This window comes from Mucilaginibacter pedocola, from assembly GCF_002013915.1.
GTDB lineage: Bacteria > Bacteroidota > Bacteroidia > Sphingobacteriales > Sphingobacteriaceae > Mucilaginibacter > Mucilaginibacter pedocola.
On record NZ_MBTF01000012.1, the window covers coordinates 197,673 to 219,100 of the forward strand.

General features: G+C 48.9%; 11 protein-coding genes. 5 read left to right on the forward strand and 6 right to left on the reverse strand.

What is annotated here, in order from left to right; translation table 11 throughout:
- Nucleotides 1-36 precede the first annotated feature (36 nt).
- The 4 genes from BC343_RS13310 (at nt 37) to BC343_RS13325 (ending at nt 2,446) form a co-directional block, all read left to right on the forward strand.
- Complete coding sequence (locus BC343_RS13310) at nt 37-663, forward strand: response regulator (protein ID WP_078348274.1); 627 nt, start codon at nt 37-39, stop codon at nt 661-663.
- A gap of 48 nt (nt 664-711) precedes the next feature.
- On the forward strand, nt 712-1,320 hold the full coding sequence (locus BC343_RS13315) for an RNA polymerase sigma factor (protein ID WP_162276869.1): 609 nt from the start codon (nt 712-714) through the stop codon (nt 1,318-1,320).
- 44 nt (nt 1,321-1,364) lie between these two features.
- Nucleotides 1,365-2,027, forward strand: a complete 663-nt coding sequence (locus BC343_RS31380; protein WP_202909786.1) for a collagen-like triple helix repeat-containing protein — start codon at nt 1,365-1,367, stop codon at nt 2,025-2,027.
- A 164-nt stretch (nt 2,028-2,191) separates the two neighbouring features.
- Nucleotides 2,192-2,446: a CHC2 zinc finger domain-containing protein gene (locus BC343_RS13325; RefSeq protein WP_078348276.1), complete on the forward strand. Its 255-nt coding sequence runs from the start codon at nt 2,192-2,194 to the stop codon at nt 2,444-2,446.
- Nucleotides 2,447-2,535: 89 nt separating this feature from the next.
- Here BC343_RS13325 and BC343_RS13330 read toward each other — a convergent pair whose 3' ends face one another.
- The 6 genes from BC343_RS13330 to BC343_RS13355 form a co-directional block, all read right to left on the reverse strand.
- Nucleotides 2,536-4,524: a fibronectin type III domain-containing protein gene (locus BC343_RS13330; RefSeq protein ID WP_078348277.1), complete on the reverse strand. Its 1,989-nt coding sequence runs from the start codon at nt 4,522-4,524 to the stop codon at nt 2,536-2,538.
- A 1-nt stretch (nt 4,525) separates the two neighbouring features.
- Nucleotides 4,526-11,746: a hypothetical protein gene (locus tag BC343_RS13335; protein ID WP_078348278.1), complete on the reverse strand. Its 7,221-nt coding sequence runs from the start codon at nt 11,744-11,746 to the stop codon at nt 4,526-4,528.
- A gap of 6 nt (nt 11,747-11,752) precedes the next feature.
- Nucleotides 11,753-13,432, reverse strand: coding sequence for a hypothetical protein (locus BC343_RS13340; protein WP_078348279.1), 1,680 nt, complete (start codon nt 13,430-13,432; stop codon nt 11,753-11,755).
- A 66-nt stretch (nt 13,433-13,498) separates the two neighbouring features.
- Nucleotides 13,499-14,983, reverse strand: a complete 1,485-nt coding sequence (locus tag BC343_RS13345) for a collagen-like domain-containing protein (protein ID WP_078348280.1) — start codon at nt 14,981-14,983, stop codon at nt 13,499-13,501.
- Between the two features lie 298 nt (nt 14,984-15,281).
- Entirely contained in the window at nt 15,282-15,929 is a 648-nt protein-coding gene (locus BC343_RS13350) for a response regulator transcription factor (RefSeq protein WP_078348281.1), read from the reverse strand.
- A gap of 55 nt (nt 15,930-15,984) precedes the next feature.
- Entirely contained in the window at nt 15,985-18,915 is a 2,931-nt protein-coding gene (locus BC343_RS13355; RefSeq protein ID WP_078348283.1) for a ligand-binding sensor domain-containing protein, read from the reverse strand.
- Nucleotides 18,916-19,218: 303 nt separating this feature from the next.
- Between BC343_RS13355 and BC343_RS13360 the strand changes: the two genes are divergently transcribed.
- Nucleotides 19,219-21,240 carry a M13 family metallopeptidase gene (locus BC343_RS13360; RefSeq protein WP_238381771.1) on the forward strand — a complete coding sequence of 674 codons (2,022 nt, stop codon included), beginning with the start codon at nt 19,219-19,221 and terminating at the stop codon, nt 21,238-21,240.
- Nucleotides 21,241-21,428: the final 188 nt, after the last annotated feature.

Consider the following 21,428-nt stretch of genomic DNA (forward strand, 5'->3'; position numbering starts at 1 on the left):
CAAAGCTTGGCTAATTTGCATTATCAATTTTTACCTATGATAAGAGTTCTACTCTATGAAGATAATTCGCAACTGCGAGATGGGATATCGATACTGCTGAACGGTACCGAAGGCTTTGAGTTTGTGGGTTCTTTCCCCGATTGCAGCGATATTGTAGCGCAATGCCAAAGCCTGCAGCCTGACGTGATACTGATGGACATTAACATGCCGAATGTTGATGGGCTGGAAGGATTAAAACGCATCCGCAAAGTAAACAGCGATGTTAAAATACTGATGCTGACGGTTTTTGACGATAACCAAAACGTTTTCGAAGCTATAAAAAACGGCGCTAACGGCTATTTATTGAAGAAAACCCCGCCTGCCAAGCTATTGGAATATATACAGGATGCACAAACAGGCGGCGCCCCCATGACCTCCTCCATAGCCGCGCAGGTACTCAAAATGTTCAGCGGCCATAGCAACCCGGTAGAGCAATTCAACCTATCCGAAAGGGAAAGTACCGTGCTTGGCCTGCTGGTGAACGGGCACAGCTATAAAATGATAGCTGCCGACTTGTTCATCTCCATTGATACCGTGCGCTCGCACATTAAAAAGATATACGAGAAACTGCATGTGAACTCCAAGAGCGAGGCCGTAGCCAAAGCCCTGAAAAACAATTACTAAGAAATCCCTCCTTTTACATATCCCATTTTTATGTGATTGATGCCGGTTATGGCCAAAGCTAATTTTGCTTTCAATAAAGCAATACGCCACATGACCACCACCATCACAATTGAAAACCTGCTTGCCGGTTGCAAAAGCCAAAACCGCAAGGCACAGGAACAACTATACAACCGCTTTGCGGGTAAAATGCTTGCTATATGCCGCCGCTACGCCAACACTACGGCCGAAGCGGAAGACATTATGCAGGAAGGCTTTGTAAAGATATTCACCAAAATAACCCAATACACCGGCGAGGGCAGTTTTGAAGGCTGGCTACAGCGTGTAATGGTGAACACCGCTATAAGCGCCTACCGCAAAAACAAAGCGGGCATGCAAACCACCGAAATGCAGGACAACCACGCAGACATCGTCGCTACCCACACCAGCAGCCACGATACCGACGACCTGCTGTATACCCTCAACCGCCTGCCTGCGCATTACCGCGTACCCTTCAACCTGTTTGCTATTGAGGGCTACTCGCATCAGGAGATATCCGAGATGACGGGCATCAGCATACTGCAATCGCGCGTGAACGTTTGCCGGGCACGCACCATGCTCAAAAAAGCATTGGCGAGCATTGCCCCTGCCCGTTGCAACGAATTCTGCCTGTCGGCCTAAAACAACGCAAATAAATACCTATACAAATCATAAACACCGTTACAATGAAAACAAAACTATTAGCAATAATGATAGTAACCGCCGCCATGATGGCATCGTGCGGTAAAGACGGGCTTACCGGCCCGCAAGGCAACAGAGGCGATACCGGTGCACAAGGCCCGCAGGGCAGCAAAGGCGACAAGGGAGACAAAGGTGATAAAGGCGACACCGGAGATACAGGTGCACCAGGCGCTCCCGGAACACCCGGCACCGGCAGTGCATGGAGTTATACCTACAGCAACCAGGCACTGGAGAACATAAGGTTCGATAATTTAGCCGATGGGCTGTACCGCTTTTCGGCAAGTAAAAATTACACGCCCGACCGTTACCTGGCCATTGCCAACAGCGGTGTAGTGCTTGTTTACATCAAAGACCGCCTTGCCGCCAACGATATCTGGAACCTGAGCACCATGAAAGGCCTGCCCTTTATGACAGACGGCATAGGCAGCGGAAACATAGAATATTCATCGGCCGCCGGGCGCGATGCCGTGCAGGTTAAAGGTTTGCTAACTGCCGATTTCGACAGCGACCAATACCTGCGCAACTATCGTGTAGATATTAAAATAGTATTGATAGAAGCCACCAGCGGCGTAGTGGGCCTCATCAGAAACGGCAGTTTAAATGTGAAGGATCTGCAAGCTGTGGAGCGTGCAACAAAAGGTAATTAAGCCCCGCTTATTAATATACCTACATCACAATTAGTTACAAAGCCCCCGAGTGAGGCTTTGCTTTTTCAAAGGGTTTGGCAACGAGCGAACAACTAACTTTTCCACACCCATTGCAGCCAAAAACCGCTTTAGCTATGTTTGAGGGCACATTTTACTGACCCTGTATGCCCGAAAATTTAAACTTGGTTGAAATAGCCTCTAAACACGTATTGCTGCAGCAAAGCCGTAAAGCGCTGAAGGCCCGCTGCCCTTTTCATAAAGATGATACCACCTCTTTGATGATAACCCCGCAAAACAATTTTTTTAAATGTTTTGGCTGCGGTGCCGAGGGTGGCCCCATTGAGTTTTTAATGCGTATTGAAAATAAAAGCCGCACCGAAATAGTTAACGGACTGGCCAAACAAGGCTTCCCGTTGTAAGTTTGAAACTTACATTGTAGGCGTATAACGGCAAAAGCGCCGTGTTGCCACAAGCGCTTTTTGCATTACTCCTCTATCCAAAAATTATTCTAATCGGCAAAAGCCTCGTTACTGCTTTTTGCCGATGCTACTTTATCTGCCCCGGCCGAGCGGATGAAATAATAGTTAGAAACACCTTTAGCAGCCGCAGCATCGGTATACGCATAGGTATTTGCCGGCAATGTGGCTATGGCAGCCGGTTGCCCGCCATTTACGTAGCGGTATATTACAAAGTATTTCACGCGCTCATCAACCACCTTACCCCAGCGCAGGTTTACCCCCTTGGCCGATGAATAGGCCGTTAGCGCGGCAGGTGGCGGCATATTCTCAACCCTTAGCTGAACGGTGTTACTTTGGTTAGCAAGGCTTACACTGCCGTTAATTACCGCAGCGATGGCATACACGTAGCTTTTCCCTTCCACAGCGGTGGAATCTACATACGTAGAAAACGCCGAAGGGTAATTGGCCTGCAATAATTGCGGCTGTGTTTCACCAGAGGTAAAGCGGACAATGCGGTAAGCGCTAACGGTATTATTGGTTTGGCGCAGATCGGCCCAGGTGAGGCGGATAGCGTTGCCCTGCGCAGCCGCCTGTATATCTTTAGGTGCCACCATGTCCGAGTCTGCCCCGGCGGGACGGATGTAGGCGATGTTAGAATTGCGGCTTTCTTTATTACTCAGGTTCTCGCTGCGTACGGCGTAACCGTAAGTAAAGCCGGGGCGGAATTTAAAGGTGTCTACATAGAGGCTATCATTTTCGCGCAACAGCACGGTGAGGCGTTTCATTTGGCCGCCAATGCCCTCGCAGCGGTACACGTAATAACCGCTCATACGCTCGTCGGGGTATTGCCAGCTAAGCAGTACGGTTTTACCCTTGCGCTCGGCACGGACGAAGCGGGCAGGGAAATCGTTACCGGCGCTTTGGTAAAAGCCAAAGGTTTTTACGCTGCGGGTAGCATTGCGGCCCATTTTGTCGGTCATTACCAAATAGTAATAATATTTAACGCCGGGCTCTATACGGTTATCTGTAAAGGTGCTGTCAGTAGCGGCATTCAGTCCCACGCGCTCGTAGCCCTTGTCGTAATTAGCACTGCGCATGATGGCTACACTGCCAATGTATTGCGGTTCGGGCAGGCGGTAGCGGACCACTACAGCCTGTTTCGCAGAATCGGGGCCGGCGATAACGTACTGGGGCGATAACAAATTGCGCGACTCCATGCAAGTAGCGTGCACCGTATCTGAAACGATGTTGCCCCCGCCGCCAAAATCATTCACCGGGGTAATATAGTAGTGGTACATGTTGCTGTAAACCACGTTCTCGTCGCGGATGCTGTATTTGATGGAGTCGCCTTTTAAATCGACCGAAGTGTAAGGGCGTATCTCGCTAAACTCTTTATCGTTATCGCTGCGGCGGTACACACGCATCTTCATAGGGCGAAACTCTCCTTTGGCAGCCCACTCTATACGGATAGCTGCCTGCTCTACCTGCCTGCGTGCGTAAACCGGCTTTTTAGTATCAATAACATCGGGGTATTTAATATTGTTGGTGTAAAACCACTTGCCGTTAGGCGCACCGCTCTGGCTTACTTTGTAGCGGTAGCTATGCCCCTTTTGCACGGTAGTATCGGCAAGTAAAATATTAAAGGCCATTTGCTCGGGCGTGTAGGCCAGTTCGTTGGCCAGCGAATCTAATGTTTTGTAGCGCTGGTATTTACTGAATGATGCAGCGGGGTCGAACCTTAGTTCGGCTGCACCGGGGAAGAAACGGGCAGCACGGCTGTAGTTCAACATCAATTCGCCCGCATTCTCGGGGAAATGAGTTTCGCTGATGGTAACCCATTTGCCGGGTGCGGCGAGGTCCTCGCGCTCTAACTTCACGCCTGTAAAACCATTGTCAGGCGCCTTTGGCGATGCCGGCGGGAAAGCGTGGTAAACGAATGCTGCGTTGCCGCCTGCATAGGCGGTTTTGGGTGCAGTTTCCTGCGCGGTAGCATTTGTTATGGTAAGCAGCATCATGGCTGCGATAAATATATTCCTCATTTTATAGCTGCTTAAATGAAAATCCCGGGATGTTTATTTGAGCCGTATGCGGCTCGTCGAATAATTTCACATACACTTCTCCCCTTGTAGGTGTTAGCGTTCCTTCAGGCTTTTGAACTTTTGCGCCGAAGGTCAGCGTCATACCCTTGCCAATGCCGCTTTTATGGCAGCCCGGCGGTATTTTTACGCCCCACACCTTTATCGAACTGCAATCGTCGTCGCAAACGCCCCAGCCGTAATAGGCCTCGCCGGTTAATATCACATTAGCTTCTGCCCCCATGGTAATATCCGATTTCTCCACCAACTGATCCGGCGACTGGAATTTAATAAATTCGCCATATGGAGGCAATATGATCTTGGTATTTACAGCCGCATTTACCTCGGCACCAAGTTTTAAGCCTGCGCAGCCAACCAACACACTGGCCCCTGCGCTTACCTTTACATAAACCCCAACCTTTATACCACCTATTACATTTGGTTTCTCTTCAAATTGCAGGCCCAGGTAGGCATTAGCGTAAATACCTTTCTCCACCGTAACGTGCGCAATGGGCCCCAGGTTAAGGTTGATATCCGGTATCAGCGGCAGGTTAAGGTCTACAGCGGTTACCAGCAGCGTACCATGCAGCGTATGGAAGTTAGCCTCGAAATCATTAGGTAAAATACCATCATGAAACTTCGACTGGATGATCTGCATCATATCCGGCGTAAGGGTACAACTCCCCACACAAACCGCACCTGCAGCACCATTAACAGGCACCGGGGTATTTTTAATGTCGCTTATCTTGGCAGAGCCGAGCAAGTACCATTGCCCGCTACCCAGTTGAAACTCAAAATCGGTATCGAAAGTGGCATTCTCTGTTTTCTCCAGCACATGGAAGGAGCCAACAATGGCCTGCTTTTCAAAATCATAAGTGATATTAAAGTTGTCGGCCGCGCCCAGCGAAAGGTTCTTCACCCCTATTTCTGCGTTATTGGCTACCAGGTCGCCTTTTACCTCAAAAGCCATGTGGGTTTTCTTGGCTTTTTCCGCAGCTTCTTCACGCATACCATCGGCACCTACTATGTCACCTTCAAAATGGAAGTTATCCCAGGCCAGTTCTGTTCCTATCATACCGCCCTTAATGGCCACCATTTGTTGTGGTTTGTTGGTTTGCAGGTTCTTGCCCATATCTACCACGTTGATGGCACTATCGCGAACCATAATGCTTTGCGAACCGGGGGCATATTTGGTGAGCCTTACCGCCAGGTTATACGGCGATGCGGCCACCTTATCGCGCACTATACCATTAAGCATCAACTTGCCATTAACAAAGGATTGCCACTTATCATAAAACTCTACGCGCACGCCATTGCTCACCATATTTAAGGCAGGCAGGTTCTGATGCTTATGCGCCAATTGGTTGCCTTCGGCAGCATACATAACACTGTAGGTTTTATCGCTAAGCCCGGTAATGGCCGGTATATTCAGATCAAGCGAACCGTTCAGCTTAAAGAAGTCCTTGGTGTTTTCTGCCTCGTAAGGCTTAAAGGATGCAAAGCCGTTCAGTGTAAGTGTTGGATGATCCTGCATGAGCATCACGCGCGATTCTCCACCTTTGCTGTAGAGCGAGATATTCATAATATTCACCAGGTCGTTCTCTGCAAGGTCCTTCAAATGTGCTAACTGAGTCAGCGGCTTTTTAGGATCTTTTGGCAGCAGCGAGAGCGACCATGCGCCATAGGCCTGGTTATATAGCGTACCATACTTGGCAGCCTTATCAAAGCCAAAGGAGGTCATGGTTTCCGCCGGATTGATGTTCATTTTGTAAACACCCGCTAAACCAATATTAGTAACCTGTATATCGCCGAAGCCGAGGCTGGTTTCAGATACTTCCAGCCCGCTTACCGGCAAAGTAAGGGTACCCGCGAACAGGTTACCGGTAAGTTTGATATTCCCTTTTTGGAGGTACCATTTGCCTTTCAGGTTCCAATCGTCAAGCGGGATATTCAAATCAGTGCTGCCTATGATGGTCGACAGTGGTTTATCGGTCACCAATACTTCGCCTGCGTTAATGTACAGGTCGGGTTCTGCCACGTTCTGCAGGTTGGTATGAATGGTAGAGAACAAATGCAACCCTGCGGCATCTATAGAACTAAAAGGGCGAGCTTCTACATTGTAAATATTATTCAACTTATAGATAAAATCGCCGCCATAACGTTTTTTGAATTGCAGCTTGCTGAACTGCGCTGCCCCGCCTGCCGAATACATAATATCGAAAGGCGCTTCCATATTGGCACCCGGTGTTTGACTGCTGTTGTTGGCCGTTTTGGGTTTATTGGCATCGTTGTTATACTGGCCAACATTGGCACCAAGGCCTAAACCATCGGCAGATACCTGCTTATCTCCTCCGGCCTTGGCATCAACAGTAGTTGTTTTTTTGTTGGTATTGGTGCTATACCCTACCGACATGGTGGTTGGGTTAATACCCATTGCCGCCTGTACTTCTTTATCTGAGGGCATCACATCGCCAAACGAAGGAGACGTGCTTTTACCCTTCTCAACCGCATCGCTGCCTACCGAAACCGGCACCAGCATTACATTGCCTTCCCACTCTACCGCCTTGGTAACGCCATCGCTCGGCATCAACAGAGAGGCATACACGCTACCCTGCGTTTGGGCGGAGTTTTTGGCCTGCAATTCAACGCCCTGCGGGCCGTAAATATCTACATAATATTTATTGAACACCTGCGCCTCTATATAATGCTCCTGAGATAGCACTTTACCCGTAGGCTTAATGGTTTGCATCTGGGGAGTTAAAACATCGGTATTTACGCTTATCTGCCCGCTGTTGCTATTGCCCTTGGGTTGGCTGCTTTTTGCCTGGGGTGCGGCCACCGCCACATTTTTCAGGGTGAGGTAGCTACTTTCCATAGGGCGCAGGGTATTGTTCATCGGCATTTTAACACGCCCGTTGAGCAGGTACCCATCGCCATTCTTTGCGAGCGATTCAACCTCCAGCGGGAAGCCATATAACTTAGACACATCGAATATCATGTTAGATGTGAGTGCAAAATTCACCGTTTTTTCATCCACAGGTTTTTGCCCGTTTTTGGCCGGCGGGTGCGCAAGTACTACCTGCTGCGTGCTGCCCACGGCATTTTTATCGGGCGCTACCGCGGCCATGGTAACGGTATTGTAGGTAATGGGTACGCCCTTCATGCTGTAAAAACCCTGCGCGTTGGTAGTAACATCGGGGTATTGGCCCGCAAGCTCCTTGATATAAACTTTGGCATTGTAAACCGGTTTACCATCAACGGTAACGGTGCCGCTTAGCGTAAGGCCTTTCTCCATTTGAATAGTAACCAGCGACATGCTGTTGGCACCTGCCACCTTTACGTTTATTTCCTGCGTTACATAACCGGGCGATGTTGCACGTACACCATACTGAGGCGAGTTGGTCCGGAATTTAAATTCAGCTCCTTTTTTTGCTGTAGCAATGCCCACAGGCGGGGTTTCGTTCTGCGGAAGTTGGGTAACATACACCAAACCCGGTAATTGTGTGCCGGTGTTGGCATCCTTAAGGTAAACCGAGGCCTGCGCATAGGGCATGTAAATGTTTATTACGCCCAGGTCCTCTACCGAGTTGTCCATCTGTGGTATCCCGTTGGCATCTTTTTTTGGTGCTGCTATTATGCGGGTAAACTCAACTGGTTTGTAATTTACATTATCCTCGGGCAGCACGGTAAACTTCACACTGCCATAAGTACTCTGTAATTCGGCAACTTCGGCGACAGTAACGCCTTGTACAGGGTCGCCGGGTGTAAAGTCCTTTTTAATGGATTTGGTAGCCGCCCAGCTAAAGTTATCACCAACCACTATTTTGCATTTGATAGGCTCGCCGGTATCGCCATCTTTTATACTCACCTTCAGTTTACGCGGAGGCATTAAAAAGCCCTTTACATTCTGCTTCATACCCTTGGTAAGCGGGTTGCCCGAGTTGATAATGGTGTAGCCCGAAATAAAGCCGGCCTTTGAATAAGTAAGCAGTTTCCAGCCTTTGTAATTATCGGTTAACTCATTATCGAACAAAAACAAGCCGTTATCCTGAGTGGTTTGGTAGGCTTGAACTTGCGCAGCACCCCACATTACCAGGTTGTATATTACCGTTTCAGGGTCGGTATTTTTTACATAGTCTTCAAATTGAGTTTTGCTATACTTCGTCATATCGAACAGGCGAACATTTACGCCCGACATGGCATTGGTGCTGGTATTACTGAACGGATACACGCCCCCATCTATCACCGGCTTTTGCGGATAGCTGATAAGCGTGCGTGCTATGCCAATGGGGTCGTTATCCAGCGTCGAATTAAGCACCGGGAACTTGTCTATAGCTTTATGAACCGCCATAGTACCTGCCATCTCTATTTTTTTCCCATACTCGCTGGAGTAATTTAGGGTAGATAAAATACCCGACTCGGAATACAAGTAATACACATCCGAGGCGTTCAGCGGGTCGCGCACTACCATGTGCTTAAACCGGGCAGTGCCGGTTTCGTCCGTCATGCCGTAGCTAATTACCTTATAGGGTACGCCATCTTTATCATTTATGGTTTTCAGCGGCAAGGCATTTTGCTCACCTTCATCCTTCGGAACGCCCCATGCCGCGGTATTAGCATCCTTTTTCCGGCAGAGGAATACACGCTGGCCGGGCAGGCTTTCTTCTTTATTGGTGGCCAGGTTTTGCCCTCTCACCGTAAGCACCATACCATGCTCTTTTACATTGGCCACTAACTCCCCCACGTTGTAGGTATTACCTGCTTCCAGTTGGTAGGCCTTATCGGGGCTACCGTAGTATGGGCTTTGCACACGCACAAACTGGTTCCAGCCGCCGAAAAGGAAGTTTGATGCCGAATGGTACTTATCGTACTGCATTTGCCCGGCGTTCAGTTCAAAGTAACCATTGGCATCGGTAGTTACCGTGCTATACAGTTCGTTATTGCCCTGTTTGTTATCCAGATCATAAACATGCTGTTTGGCAGGGTCTTTCTCTTTGTTATTGATATCATACCAAACCGACTCCAGCGTTATTTGAGTATTAGCCAACGGCTTGGCCGTCCCGTTCTTAAATTGATATTTCAGCACGCCTTTAACGATGATAGATACATAAGCAGGTTTCAGGTCTACTTTATGACTACGTATTTTTTGGGCAAGCACGGGCGTAAATTCTTCCTGGCTTTCCAGGGGCAAAGCTATCTGCACCGGCTCGAACATCACTTTTGATGATTTGTATTCTACATACACCCAATAGTTTTCGCCAAGCGGGTTATCCACCATATTTTGCAACACATACTGGCCCGAATACTTATCGAACAGGCCAAGGTCCTTGTCCTTGCTCAGCGTTATCTCACGTTTGGTAACCACATAAAAATTCTTCGAGCCAAAATATTTTTGTGCATCGGCAGCGGGCTTAAAAGCAGGACGGGCAAGGTTATCGCCATCATCGTAAGGCCTTATGGTAGATTTTGGCCCGTATTCAGTTAAGATGTACAGGTTGGCCACGCCGCCATCCTTGTTCTCTACCGATGCATTTTGCTGTGCACCCGTGTTGGAGCCTGCCTCTTTATTGCGATCGATATTTACGGTGAGGTTATAATTTTTCACGAACACGCCCACATCGCCCATGGCACCTGTACCCACTTCATCCTCTTCGGGCAGGTTTATGTAAACGTATTTCGTAGGGTCGGTGTAATGCTTGTCTTTTATGTTTACGTAGTAGCCATACACCAATGCGCGGTTATCCCCCATTTCCTGCAATATTTTGCACGGGCGCATAGTGGTAAAGTTGAACTTGTAATAACCATTGGTATCGGTTTTTGCCGTAGCCAGTACTTCGCCCAAACCGTTTTGGCTGTTTCCGGCTACGTTTATGCCAATGGGTTGCCCTATGGTGGGTATGCTATCCATGGGGATAGAGTCGGGCAGTGCTTGTGTTTGTGCTAAAGTTTTCACCTGCCCGTTCTTTACCGACATAGCCGCTTTATCAGTTAAAGCACCGGGAGCATTAGCCGATTTTGGGATAGCACCCGACTGTATCGACGAAGCGGGCCCATTGGTGTTTTTGCTCCCATTTTTATTTATGGTACTGTAAGCCTTTGGCTTAATATCCATCTTTACCAAAAATATGCCGTAGCAAAGCTGCACATCGGCATAGCGCAAAGGCACGGTATCCAACTTGCGGCCGGGGAACGATGCGAACTGCACCTCTTTAATATCCTGATGGTATTGGTAAGTTAAATGCCCCGAAACTTCGTATTTGCGGACCGCCAGTTTCATGTTACCTTCTATTGCCAGATCGGGTTTATCCTCAGGGTCGTAGTAGAACATGGCACCGGGGCTTGCACCTTTGTTACGGAAGGTTGTGCGGCCCGTTGGGTCGCTGCTTACTACGCGCCAGGCATAGCGTTTGCCGGGCTTCAGGCCCAGGTCGCGGGCGTTATATACATAGGTTGATGATGGCAGGTTTCTGCGCAGCGTTGGGAAGGTAACCGAATTAAGCACCTGGTTGGGGTCTTTGATATTATCGGGCATTTCGGCTACGATGAGCTGGTATTGCGTACCAACGGGCACGGTGCCGGGGTTCACCCAGTTGAAGGTAACGTTCTGTATTTTGGTAGCGCGCACATGTGCCTGCGGCATGGGGTTCATCAGCACCGGCGGCTCGGGGTAAACAATATTGAGTATGGTACAACCCAGTGGTGCTTGTGCCGAAAGTATCTCGCTGCTGCTGTAATCAACCGCGGTTACGCAGAAATTATAGTTCCCCTCGGGAATGCGCGAGGTTTGGGCCAGTGTGGTTTTGCTAATACCGTAAACATTCAGGTTATCAATACTGAAGATATCCTTCAGCGCCAAACCATTCAGTTGCTTTACTTCGCGCGGGTTTAGCACGATGGGCTGCAGCGGCACATAGTTGGCGCGGGTGGTAATGCGTATGCCGTTATCGCCCTCCAGTTTGCCCGTAAGTTTTATGTTCAGTTGTTCGCCGGTATTGTTCTGCAGCACTAACAGCACTTTGGATGCATTACTGCCCGAATAATCGGAATAATAAGGCGAATATGGCGGGAATATGGCGGTGCTTACATTCACCTTTTGGGCAAATAGCCAAAGTGGCATCAGCAGCACAGCGAGGCAAAGCGCAGTTGCCTTTGCTAATTTTTTACCGGTGTAAATTGTGTTTCTCATATCCTGTTAAAAGCTATGGGTAAGGTTAACCTGCGAGCGGAACTCGTTGAACGACGGTAGCGTAGCATCTTTAGAGTTGCTCTTGAGGTAGATGAGTGTTAGGTTGGCGGCATCTCGGCTGCTTAAGCGGTAGCCGCTGTTGAAGGTAAGGTTGAACAGGCTGCCCGCATTAATGCCGTTATTTTTTTGCTGTTGGTAGCTGAACGAGCTGTTAAGCGTCAGTTTACTTTTCAGCAATTGCTTATCAATACCAATGCTTGGCCCGTAAAATTTGGTATGCATCAGGTAAACATCCGCCAGGGTGTAATTGATGCCTGCGTTTAAACCAAGCCCTTGTTTAGAAAGCGAGAGATTATAATTCAAATTGGCGGTTTTGCTGTTGCTGAGGCTTTGCGCCGATGTAAAACGGTTAAGATCGGACAGCGACTGGATATTGGCCACCAATATAAAACTGTGCTGTTTTTCGGCAGGGCCCATGGTGTAGCGCAGCATGGTGCTTACATTATAATTGGTTCGCGCTACGCGGAAGGTGTCTATCACGGGGTTAAGCCCCCTATCCTGCCTGATGCCGTAGTTGGAGTAGCGCACATCGGCACCAAACTTTTGCTTATTGTAGCTTACGCCCAGCGAGCTGATGGTGCGTTTAGAGGTTACCAACTTATCGTTCATCAAATTATCGTGCTGAAGGCCGAGGCTGCCGCTAAGGTTGAGCAGGTTATTCATTAGCCTGATATTGCCCTGCATGGTGTAATTCTCTACATCAGTTTCGAAGTAGTAGGCCCCCATCGACTTGTAGTCAGGGTCGATGCGTTTGTATTGCAGGCGCAGGTTGTAGTTGTTGTTGGAATAGCCGATGCCTGTTTCAGCGGCTTTAAGCAATTGGGTAGATGCGTTGAGCGTGATAAGGCTACGGATAAAAGCTATCTTATCCAGTTCGAGGTTCTTCAGCGAATCGGACTTTTGATCGCGGGTGTAAATGCTGGCGGCAACATCAAAGTCCCAGGTAAAATGTTTCAGAATAGAAAAGCGCGAATTGATACCCAGCACCACGTTCTCGGCAGGCGAAAGCCCTGAGGCCAATGGCGGGTTGGTTAACGATGTGATATCATCCTTCGCTTTCAGGAAGGTTACATCCACGTGGTTCAGCTCGGTGCCGTAACCAATGCGGGTGCTGTACCCGGTGCGCCGATAAGCAGGTGTTTGGAAAGAAAGCGGCTCGGTTGAGGTTTCTTCGATAGCTTTATTGAACCTGCCGTATAAAAAGCCAAAGCGCAGTTTGCCGGGGTTAAGCTCTACCCCGCCCCCCAGGAAATTGTAACCGCCCATGGTATAAGGCGACCAGCTAATGCTTTGCCAGCCGGCATGCACGGTAACCCATTTGTATTGCGGACTAATACCATACTGATTAAAAGGTTGCCTGAAACCACGCTGCTGATCGCTCACTACCACGGTGAACGGGAAGGTAACGCCATAGATAGAAATAAAGGGCGAACCTGCCAGCATGTACGAGAACTTGCGTTCACGGGCATCAATACCGCTCGAAGTATAGGTACCCAAGCCCAAGCCGGCGGTGCCGCCAATAGCAAAGGGTTTTGCCCCAAGCATTTGGCCAACATCCTGCGCGGCGCCCCTGTACCAACCCAACAGGCAAAGCAGCAGCACGATAACATGTTTATAATGTTTCATCTTTTGTAAAAGCTGTGTGTTTTGAAATATGCCGGCGGCCGTTCTCCGCCGGCCATTTGCTACCTTTTAGTTGGCGGTAAGTTTGTGTTGTTGTATGTTGCTGTATTGGCGCAGGGCCTGTTCCATCGGCATGCGCGGCACGGTATTTAAGCGCCCCGTTGAGGTTTGCGGCACCGTGATGATGCGTATCTTATCAACCTGAAGCAGTTGTTCGGCAATGCGAACGTTCGGTGCATACCCGTATATTTTTACAAATACGCCGTCGGCATTGGTGTAGGCTACGTAATTGTAAGTTTGCGGGCTGCCAAAATTGGTGGGCAGGGTACTGTAGGCCAGTTGTACCCAGCTATTGGTTTCGTTTGTGAGGTGCATGTACACCAGCACTATGCCTGTATTCACTACATTGGCCACCGAATCGGGCAGGCGGAATACGCTGGTAGAATCGCTCTCGGGGCGCATTTGCACCAGTTTCCAGTTGGTAAGCGGCGCAGTATTGCCGTCTCCTCCCTGCATCGAATACCATTGCAGCGAAGTGCCGTCGGCGGTTTCATAAGTATTTACCGTTGTGCTGCCTACTGCCTGGCGCAAGGGTACGCCGCGTACCCAGCCATCTGCATTTTTAGGCCCGTAGAGGGTATAGTGGGTAACATCGAGGTAGAAATCGCCATTATTGCCAATGGTGTTATCGGGACGGCCAAGGTCACTGAGGATAGTATTACCATTGGTACCATTCGCACCCGCCTCGCCCTGCGGGCCTTGTGCGCCGGTCGCGCCTGTGGCTCCCGTAGCTCCTGTAGCGCCAACTAATGATGTACCAACGCCCCAACCACCGGCCAAAGTTTTAGGGCCGTATAGCGCGCGCGAAGTTTTATCGAAGTAATAGTCGCCCGCTTTGCCCAGCGCGCCATCGGGTGCGCCGTTGCCGCTGTAAATCATACTACCATCGGCACCGGCCGGGCCAATGGGCCCTTGCGGGCCTTGTGCACCTTTAAGCAATACAGGTGTGCCCCAGGTGCGGTTCTTGGGTCCATATAATTGTAAGTTATCTTTATCTAAATAATAGTCGCCAACCGCGCCAATGGTTTCTGATGGCGCGCCGCTACCACTCAATATTTGGCTGCCTGCGGCTCCGTTGGCACCTGTAGCACCAGTAGCTCCCTGCTGGCCTTGCGCTCCGGTGGCACCGGTAGCTCCTGTAGCACCAGTGGCTCCCGTCGGCCCGGCGGGGCCTTGCGGGCCAGTTGCGCCGGTAGCGCCTGTTGCCCCTGTAAGTTGTAATGGTGTTCCCCAGCCCGAGGTTGTTTTAGGACCGTAGAGCGCACCAGTGTTGCGATCGAGGTAGTAATCGCCATTTTGGCCTATGGTGGTTGCGGGTGTGCCGGTGCCACTATATATTACCGAGCCATCTTTACCGGCCGGGCCAACTGCGCCCTGGGCACCTGTATCGCCTTTGGGTCCTTGCAAGCCATCGGGGCCCTGCAGGCCTTCTTTGCTGCAAGCGCTAAATATGCTTACCCATACTAATGCAAAAAATAAAGTTTTCAGTTTCATAAGTCCGTTTTTTAATTGAGATCAAGGCAACCGAAAAGCATTAGGGAACTTTCCGCATCGAGGTTATTGTTTTTCGACGATACGAAATTGCAAGGTTCACACTTATGGGTCAATCATATAAACTTATGGTTTTGGGGATGTGCAGATGAGGGTTTGAAGTGTATGGAAAAATGGGAGCTTTGTCATGCTGAGGGACGAAGCATCTAATAGCGGTAATGCTTAACGGTAATGCATAATTCGCTAATAGATCCTTCGCTATCGCTCAGGATGACAAAAGTAATAAAGGTTAAATATCGCCTTATTTCGAATTATTGATCAGCTTTTCCCTTATGGCTTTGGCCACCGCTTCGGATTTGGAGTTTACGTGAAGTTTTTTGTAGATATTGGTGATGTGGGTGCAAACGGTACCCATGCTAATAAAGCAATGATCGGCTATCATTTTATAGCTATCGCCTTTTACCAGGCAGCTTAAAACCTCTTTTTCGCGGGCAGAGAGGTCGTATTCGTTGTTAGTAACATTTTTTTTCTCTCTAAAGAAATCCAGCACCTTGCGGGCTATGTTGGCGTTCATGGGCGCGCCGCCCTGGTAAACCTCAGTAATAGCTTCCAGTATGCGGGCAGGCGGGGTTTTCTTCAATAAATACCCCGTTGCGCCCGACTGTATGGCATCAAAAACTTTCCCTGTATCATCATACGAGGTAAGCATCAGTACATTTACATCCGGGAAATTGCTTTTAATGAGCGCTGTAGCTTCGATGCCGTTCATGCCGGGCATATCAATATCCATCAGAACTACATCGGTTTCGGCGCTTGCAAGGTCGGTTATCAAATGGTCGCAATTGGGGTACGCGCCTGCGAGTGTGTAACCGGGCGTGCCCGAAATAAGGTAGTTCAGGCTTTCGCGCAATGCGTTATTATCATCAAATACAGTTACCCTTAGCTCCAAAGCATATAAATTTTAGTAAAGGTATTCGGATGTGCCCAGCGATACAATCATATGTTTATATGATATTTACTTTTAGTGTTATAGCGGTACCCTTGCCGGGTTTAGAAATTACCTCTACCGTACCCCCTATTTCGGCAGCGCGTTTTTGCAGGTTTTTAAGCCCGTTGCGGCTGGTTGGCGCGGTAACATCAAAGCCTTTGCCGTTATCGGCCACCACAAACTCGTAACCATCCGTCACGCGCGATACATTTACAGAAATGGCCTTCGCGCCGGCATGCTTCAGGATATTATTAATGCACTCTTTAAATATGAGGTAGATGTTCTTCCTCGCCTCCATAGATATACGCGTATCCTGCAAGCCGTCCTCAAAATTGAATTCGAATTTCATTCCCCTCAGTTCCAACAGCGGAATGGCAAACTCGCGCATACGTACCGAAAGGTCGTCGAAATGGTCGTTCCGCGGGTTTACGGCCCAAACAATATCGTCCATAGCATCCAGCATGGCCCGCGAGTGGAAAGATATATGCCCGATAACTTCCCGCGTTTTTTCGGGCGGCGCTTGTTGCTTCAGTTGTTGGTCGGCCACCTCGCTGAAGATAGAGATGCTGCTTAGTGCCGAGCCAATATCATCGTGCAGGTCGGTAGCTATTTTGTTGCGCACGCGTTCCAGTTTCAATAATTGCTCTACGCGGTATCGGTACAGCCAGGTACCTAATGATACCAGCGCAATACCTACCAAAAGCAGAAACCACCAGGTAAGGTAATACGGCGGCGTTATCCTGAAGGCAAAAGTTGCCGCCTTGCCCCATTCGCCACCCGGGTATGCGGCCTGAACCATAAAAGTATACTTACCCGGCGGCAGGCTCGCAAAACTCACCCGCGTTTCGCCCACGGGTGGCGACCAGCCTGCATTCAGCCCCGTAAGCTTGTACGAGTATTGCAGTTTATCGGCATTGCTCAAACTCAGCCCCCGGTAATCAAAAGTGAGGTAATTTTGGTCGTAGGAGAGTTTGGTGGTGCTCAGGCTATCGTTCTCAAAGAAAAGATGCTTGTTTACGATGTATACCGGCGGCGGGGGCGTTTTGGCTGCGTTCACGCTAAAACGGTAGCGCATTAGCCCTTTTACGGTGCCTATCCAAAGGTCGCCGCTTGCAGATTGATAGATGGCGTTCTGGTTAGTTTCTATCCCCATAAAACCATCGCTTTTGGTATAGCTGATGGTGGTATGCTTTACAGGATCGAAGCGGTCGATACCGTTGTTTGTGCCTATCCATATATTATCGGCTTTGTCGCAAAAAATAAAATACGGGTTGTTGGAGCGGATGCCGTTGCGGTTGCCGTATTGCTCAAAGCTTTTGCCATTATATTTGTAAACGCCATCGCCAATGGTAGCTATCCAAACGTTCCCCTTGGTATCACTACTGATAGAGCCAAAATCGTGGTTAACCAATTTCTGCTGGCCGGGCACAATGCTAAACGCAGTTTGCTGCGCATCGAGGCTTACCAACCCTGCCCCTCTCGTACCAAACCATAGCTTTCCTTTGCTATCGCGATGAATGGTCCAGAAAGATTTTGCCGGAACGCCGTGCCCCAGCGTAAAGTTTTGCAATTTATCGCTGCCATAGTCGTACATGGCCACGCCGTTATCCAGTGTAGCTATCCATATCCGCCCCAGTTCATCTTCATTAATGCTTACTGCCTGCTTGCCGGGCAATCCATTATTTTTATCGAAATTGAGGAAGCGTTTCTCCTGCCATAGGTAGCAGCTAACGCCCTTATCCACACAAGCTATCCAAATATTGCCCCGGCTATCGCGATAGATATCGTATATAAAATTATCAAGCAGCCCATCCTTAGTAGTGATATCCCTAACCTTACGGATACCACCTGCCGAGGGCGCAAATATGCTGATGCCTTTTACCGTACCCACCCAATAATTGCCGTCGGTATCTTCTTCTACCGCATAGGTTTCGTCGTAAACCAAGCCATCGTTGGCATCATAAAGTTCAAAAGGCGATTCGCGGAAGCAGGAGATACCGTCATCCTGCGCCAGCCAAAGCCCGTGCTCACGGTCAAGCGCAAAATCGTACACGATGTCGCTCAGTAGGCCATTCGCTTTGGTGAACAGCCGCGCCGTTTTACCGCTTACCCTTGCCGCACCCTTGCCCGTTGCCAGCCAAATGTCACCGTTTTGGCCGGGGCGTATGCTGTTTATCTTTTTGTCCTGCAAAACGCCATTTGCCAATGCGGCCTTTGCTTCATCAAGTGTGTTGGAACCTGTAAGGATACTGATACCCGATGCCGTGCCACACCATAATTCTCCACCAGGCGAATTGTAAAGCGCAGTGACCGGCTGTTTTAAAGCGGCAGGGATCGGCGTTGGCACAATAGTCTGTTTGGTTATATCCAGCACGCTTAATCCGTTATTGGTGCCCAGCCATAATTCAGTACTGTTGCGGGGTTCTATTTTGTTTACGTTGTTATCGGCAAGCCCGTTTTTAATATCGAAGTGCTTCACGGCAACACTTGCGCCGTTGAAAGTAAAAGCATAAAGCCCGTTTCCCCGCGTACCTGCATAAAGCGTATTGCCGAGGTATAGCAGCGTATTAATATTGGCACTATTGTCGTACCCTTTTGCCCGTAATGTTTTCACAACGCCATTGCGCAGGTACGATAATGCCCCCGCCCGGTGGCCGAACCAAACATCGCCCCCTGCACCGCCCGTGATGGCGGTAACATGGTTATCAGGCAAGCCCGACTGCGAATCATAAACTTTGAACTGCTTACCGTCGAACGAGCAGGTACCGCTTTGGGTGCCCGCCCACAGATAACCCTTACTATCTATATAGATAGCATAAACGGTAGATTCGGGCAGGCCGTTGTAAATGGAATAGCTTGTTAAAGGCAAAGTTTGGGCAAATAGCAATTTGCTGCCCAAAAGCAGTATTTGCAGAAAACACAATGTGGCAAGGCGGAGAGCACGCATAATGTTTGTTTATAGGTAGTTAGATGGCTGTAATATAAGAAAGAAATTGAGGAAAAGAAATGCAGTAAACGGTTGTAAATTTTAGCAGGTGGCACCTACGGAGCCCTTATCGTATTTTAAAACTTTTCTACAAACACGATACCCCATCCGGGGTGTTCAAATCGAGGCTGGCTAACACTCCGGTAGGAGTACCGTGTTTATGGTAAAACCCGAAAGGGAAATCAGGCTCCGTAGGTGCCCCTGATTTGCCAATTCAGGCCCGCGTCCCTCAAAAAAATCCTTACCTTTAAAAAAATCTTCATCATGATGAAAAAACTACCTTACCTGTGTTTAGCGATATTATTTTTATTTGGATGGAACAGCGCCAATGCCCAAAAACGCCGCTTTGTCGACGTAGCCGGCCTCGACTCCTCCATAAAACCCGGCGATAACTTTTTCCGCTTTGTGAACGGGCGCTGGTACGATACCGTAAAAATTGACGCCGACCAGGCGGGTGTAGGTTCTTACAGTTTCCTTAACATACCGCAAAAACGCTTGCTGCAAAACATCCTCGACAGTGTATCGAAAACCAAAAACGCCCCGGGAAGTATCGACCAAAAAGTGGGTGATTTCTACGCTTCGGGTATGGATGTAGCCACCGTGAACGCCCGCAGCTACCAGCCCGTAAAACCTATACTGGCGCGTATAGATGCTATTAACAGCGTACCTGCGCTGCTTAAATTTGTGGCGTCCGAAATAAAGGCGGGCAACTATTCTATCATCAGCTTCGGCATTTCGCCCGATAATAAGAACAGCAGCATTAATATTGCCCATATTTACCAGACCGGCATTGGCCTGCCCGATAGGGATTACTATTTTAAAACCGATTCGGCCACGCTGCAGGTACAACAGGCTTATAAGAAATACATTGCGAGCTTGTTTCGTTTAACGGGTAGTACGGCCGCAGTTGCCGCAAAAAATGCAGAAATAGCCTACAGCGTTGAAAAGCAAAACGCCGCATCGCACAAAACCAATATCGAACTGCGCGATGTGAATGCCAACTTTAATAAAATGGCGGTTAACGCCATGGTGAAAAAACAACCCAATATTGGCTGGGCCGCCTTGCTTGCTAACCTTGGCGCTAAAACCGATACCATTGATGTGGCACAACCTGCTTATTATAATAAGCTAAGTGCCGCGCTGAAAACCGTACCATTAGCCAGCTGGAAAATTTACCTAAAAGCCAATACGCTGCAAAACTATGCAGAAACACTGAGCAAGCCCTTCACCGATGCCACCTTCGAATTCAACAAAGTGCTTACCGGGCAGGGTAAACAGAAAACCCGTATGCAGGTGATGACCGAAAAGGTTGATGGCTACCTGGGCCAGGCCTTAGGGCAGATATACGTGAAGCGTTACTTTAATGAAGGCGCCAAAAAACGCGTACTGGCCCTGGTGAATAACCTGCAAAAATCCTTTGAGAACCGCATCAACAACCTCGACTGGATGAGCGACAGCACCAAGGTAAAAGCCAAAGAAAAACTGTACGCTATCACCAAAAAACTGGGCTACCCCGATAAATGGCGCAGTTACGATAAGGTGCAAATTAACCGCGGCAAATATTTCGAGAACATCCTTTCGCTCAACCAAAATGATTACCAATTTCAATTGGCTAAGCTGAATAAACCGGTGGATAAAAGCGAATGGGGCACCACGCCGTCTACGGTTACGGCATATTATAACCCATCGTATAACGAGGTGGTTTTCCCTGCCGGTATATTGCAGTACCCATACTTTGATTTCGAGGCGGATGATGCCATTAATTACGGCGGCATTGGCATGGTAATAGGCCACGAACTTACCCACGCCTTTGACGATCAGGGCGCACAGTTCGATAAAGACGGTAACGTAAAAAACTGGTGGACAAAAGAAGACTACGAGAAATTTAAAGCTAAAACCAAACAAGTTGTAGACCTTTACAGCACCTTCACCGTTTTAGATACCGTACACGTAAAAGGCGCCTTAACCCTCGGCGAAAACACAGCCGACAACGGCGGCATTGCCATAGCCTTTGATGCCTTTAAAATGACCGAGCAAGGCAAAGGCAACGAAAAAATAGACGGCTTTACGCCCGACCAGCGCTTCTTCTTGTCTATAGCCCGCATCTGGCGCGTAAAAACCCGCGACGCTTTCATGCGCACCTATGTAAATAACAATCCGCACTCACCCGCTACATGGCGCGTGAATGGGCCGCTAATGAACTTTGGGCCATTCTACAAGGCATTTAATGTGCAGCCGGGGGATAAGAATTATAAAGCGGAAGCACAGCGAATAAAGATATGGTAAGACGATAAAAACAAACAAGCCCGGGCTAACACTTCCGGGCTTGTTCGTTAAGTGGACCTATGTATAGTTTTTATTAAAGCCGGAAAAAGTCATGCCGTTTCTTTAGACAGGCCGTCATCGGTCAACCTGTATTTTATTGAGTTTCCTTTCTCAGTAGGATCCCATCCGTTTTCTAATGCATATAATAT

Excerpts from the sequence above, each read along its gene's own strand:
- BC343_RS13335 (WP_078348278.1), bottom strand. The coding sequence starts at position 11,746 with ATGAGAAACACAATTTACACCGGTAAAAAATTAGCAAAGGCAACTGCG.
- BC343_RS31380 (WP_202909786.1), top strand. The coding sequence starts at position 1,365 with ATGAAAACAAAACTATTAGCAATAATGATAGTAACCGCCGCCATGATG.
- BC343_RS13360 (WP_238381771.1), top strand. The coding sequence starts at position 19,219 with ATGATGAAAAAACTACCTTACCTGTGTTTAGCGATATTATTTTTATTT.
- BC343_RS13340 (WP_078348279.1), bottom strand. The coding sequence starts at position 13,432 with ATGAAACATTATAAACATGTTATCGTGCTGCTGCTTTGCCTGTTGGGT.
- BC343_RS13325 (WP_078348276.1), top strand. The coding sequence starts at position 2,192 with ATGCCCGAAAATTTAAACTTGGTTGAAATAGCCTCTAAACACGTATTG.
- BC343_RS13315 (WP_162276869.1), top strand. The coding sequence starts at position 712 with ATGGCCAAAGCTAATTTTGCTTTCAATAAAGCAATACGCCACATGACC.
- BC343_RS13355 (WP_078348283.1), bottom strand. The coding sequence starts at position 18,915 with ATGCGTGCTCTCCGCCTTGCCACATTGTGTTTTCTGCAAATACTGCTT.
- BC343_RS13330 (WP_078348277.1), bottom strand. The coding sequence starts at position 4,524 with ATGAGGAATATATTTATCGCAGCCATGATGCTGCTTACCATAACAAAT.
- BC343_RS13345 (WP_078348280.1), bottom strand. The coding sequence starts at position 14,983 with ATGAAACTGAAAACTTTATTTTTTGCATTAGTATGGGTAAGCATATTT.
- BC343_RS13310 (WP_078348274.1), top strand. The coding sequence starts at position 37 with ATGATAAGAGTTCTACTCTATGAAGATAATTCGCAACTGCGAGATGGG.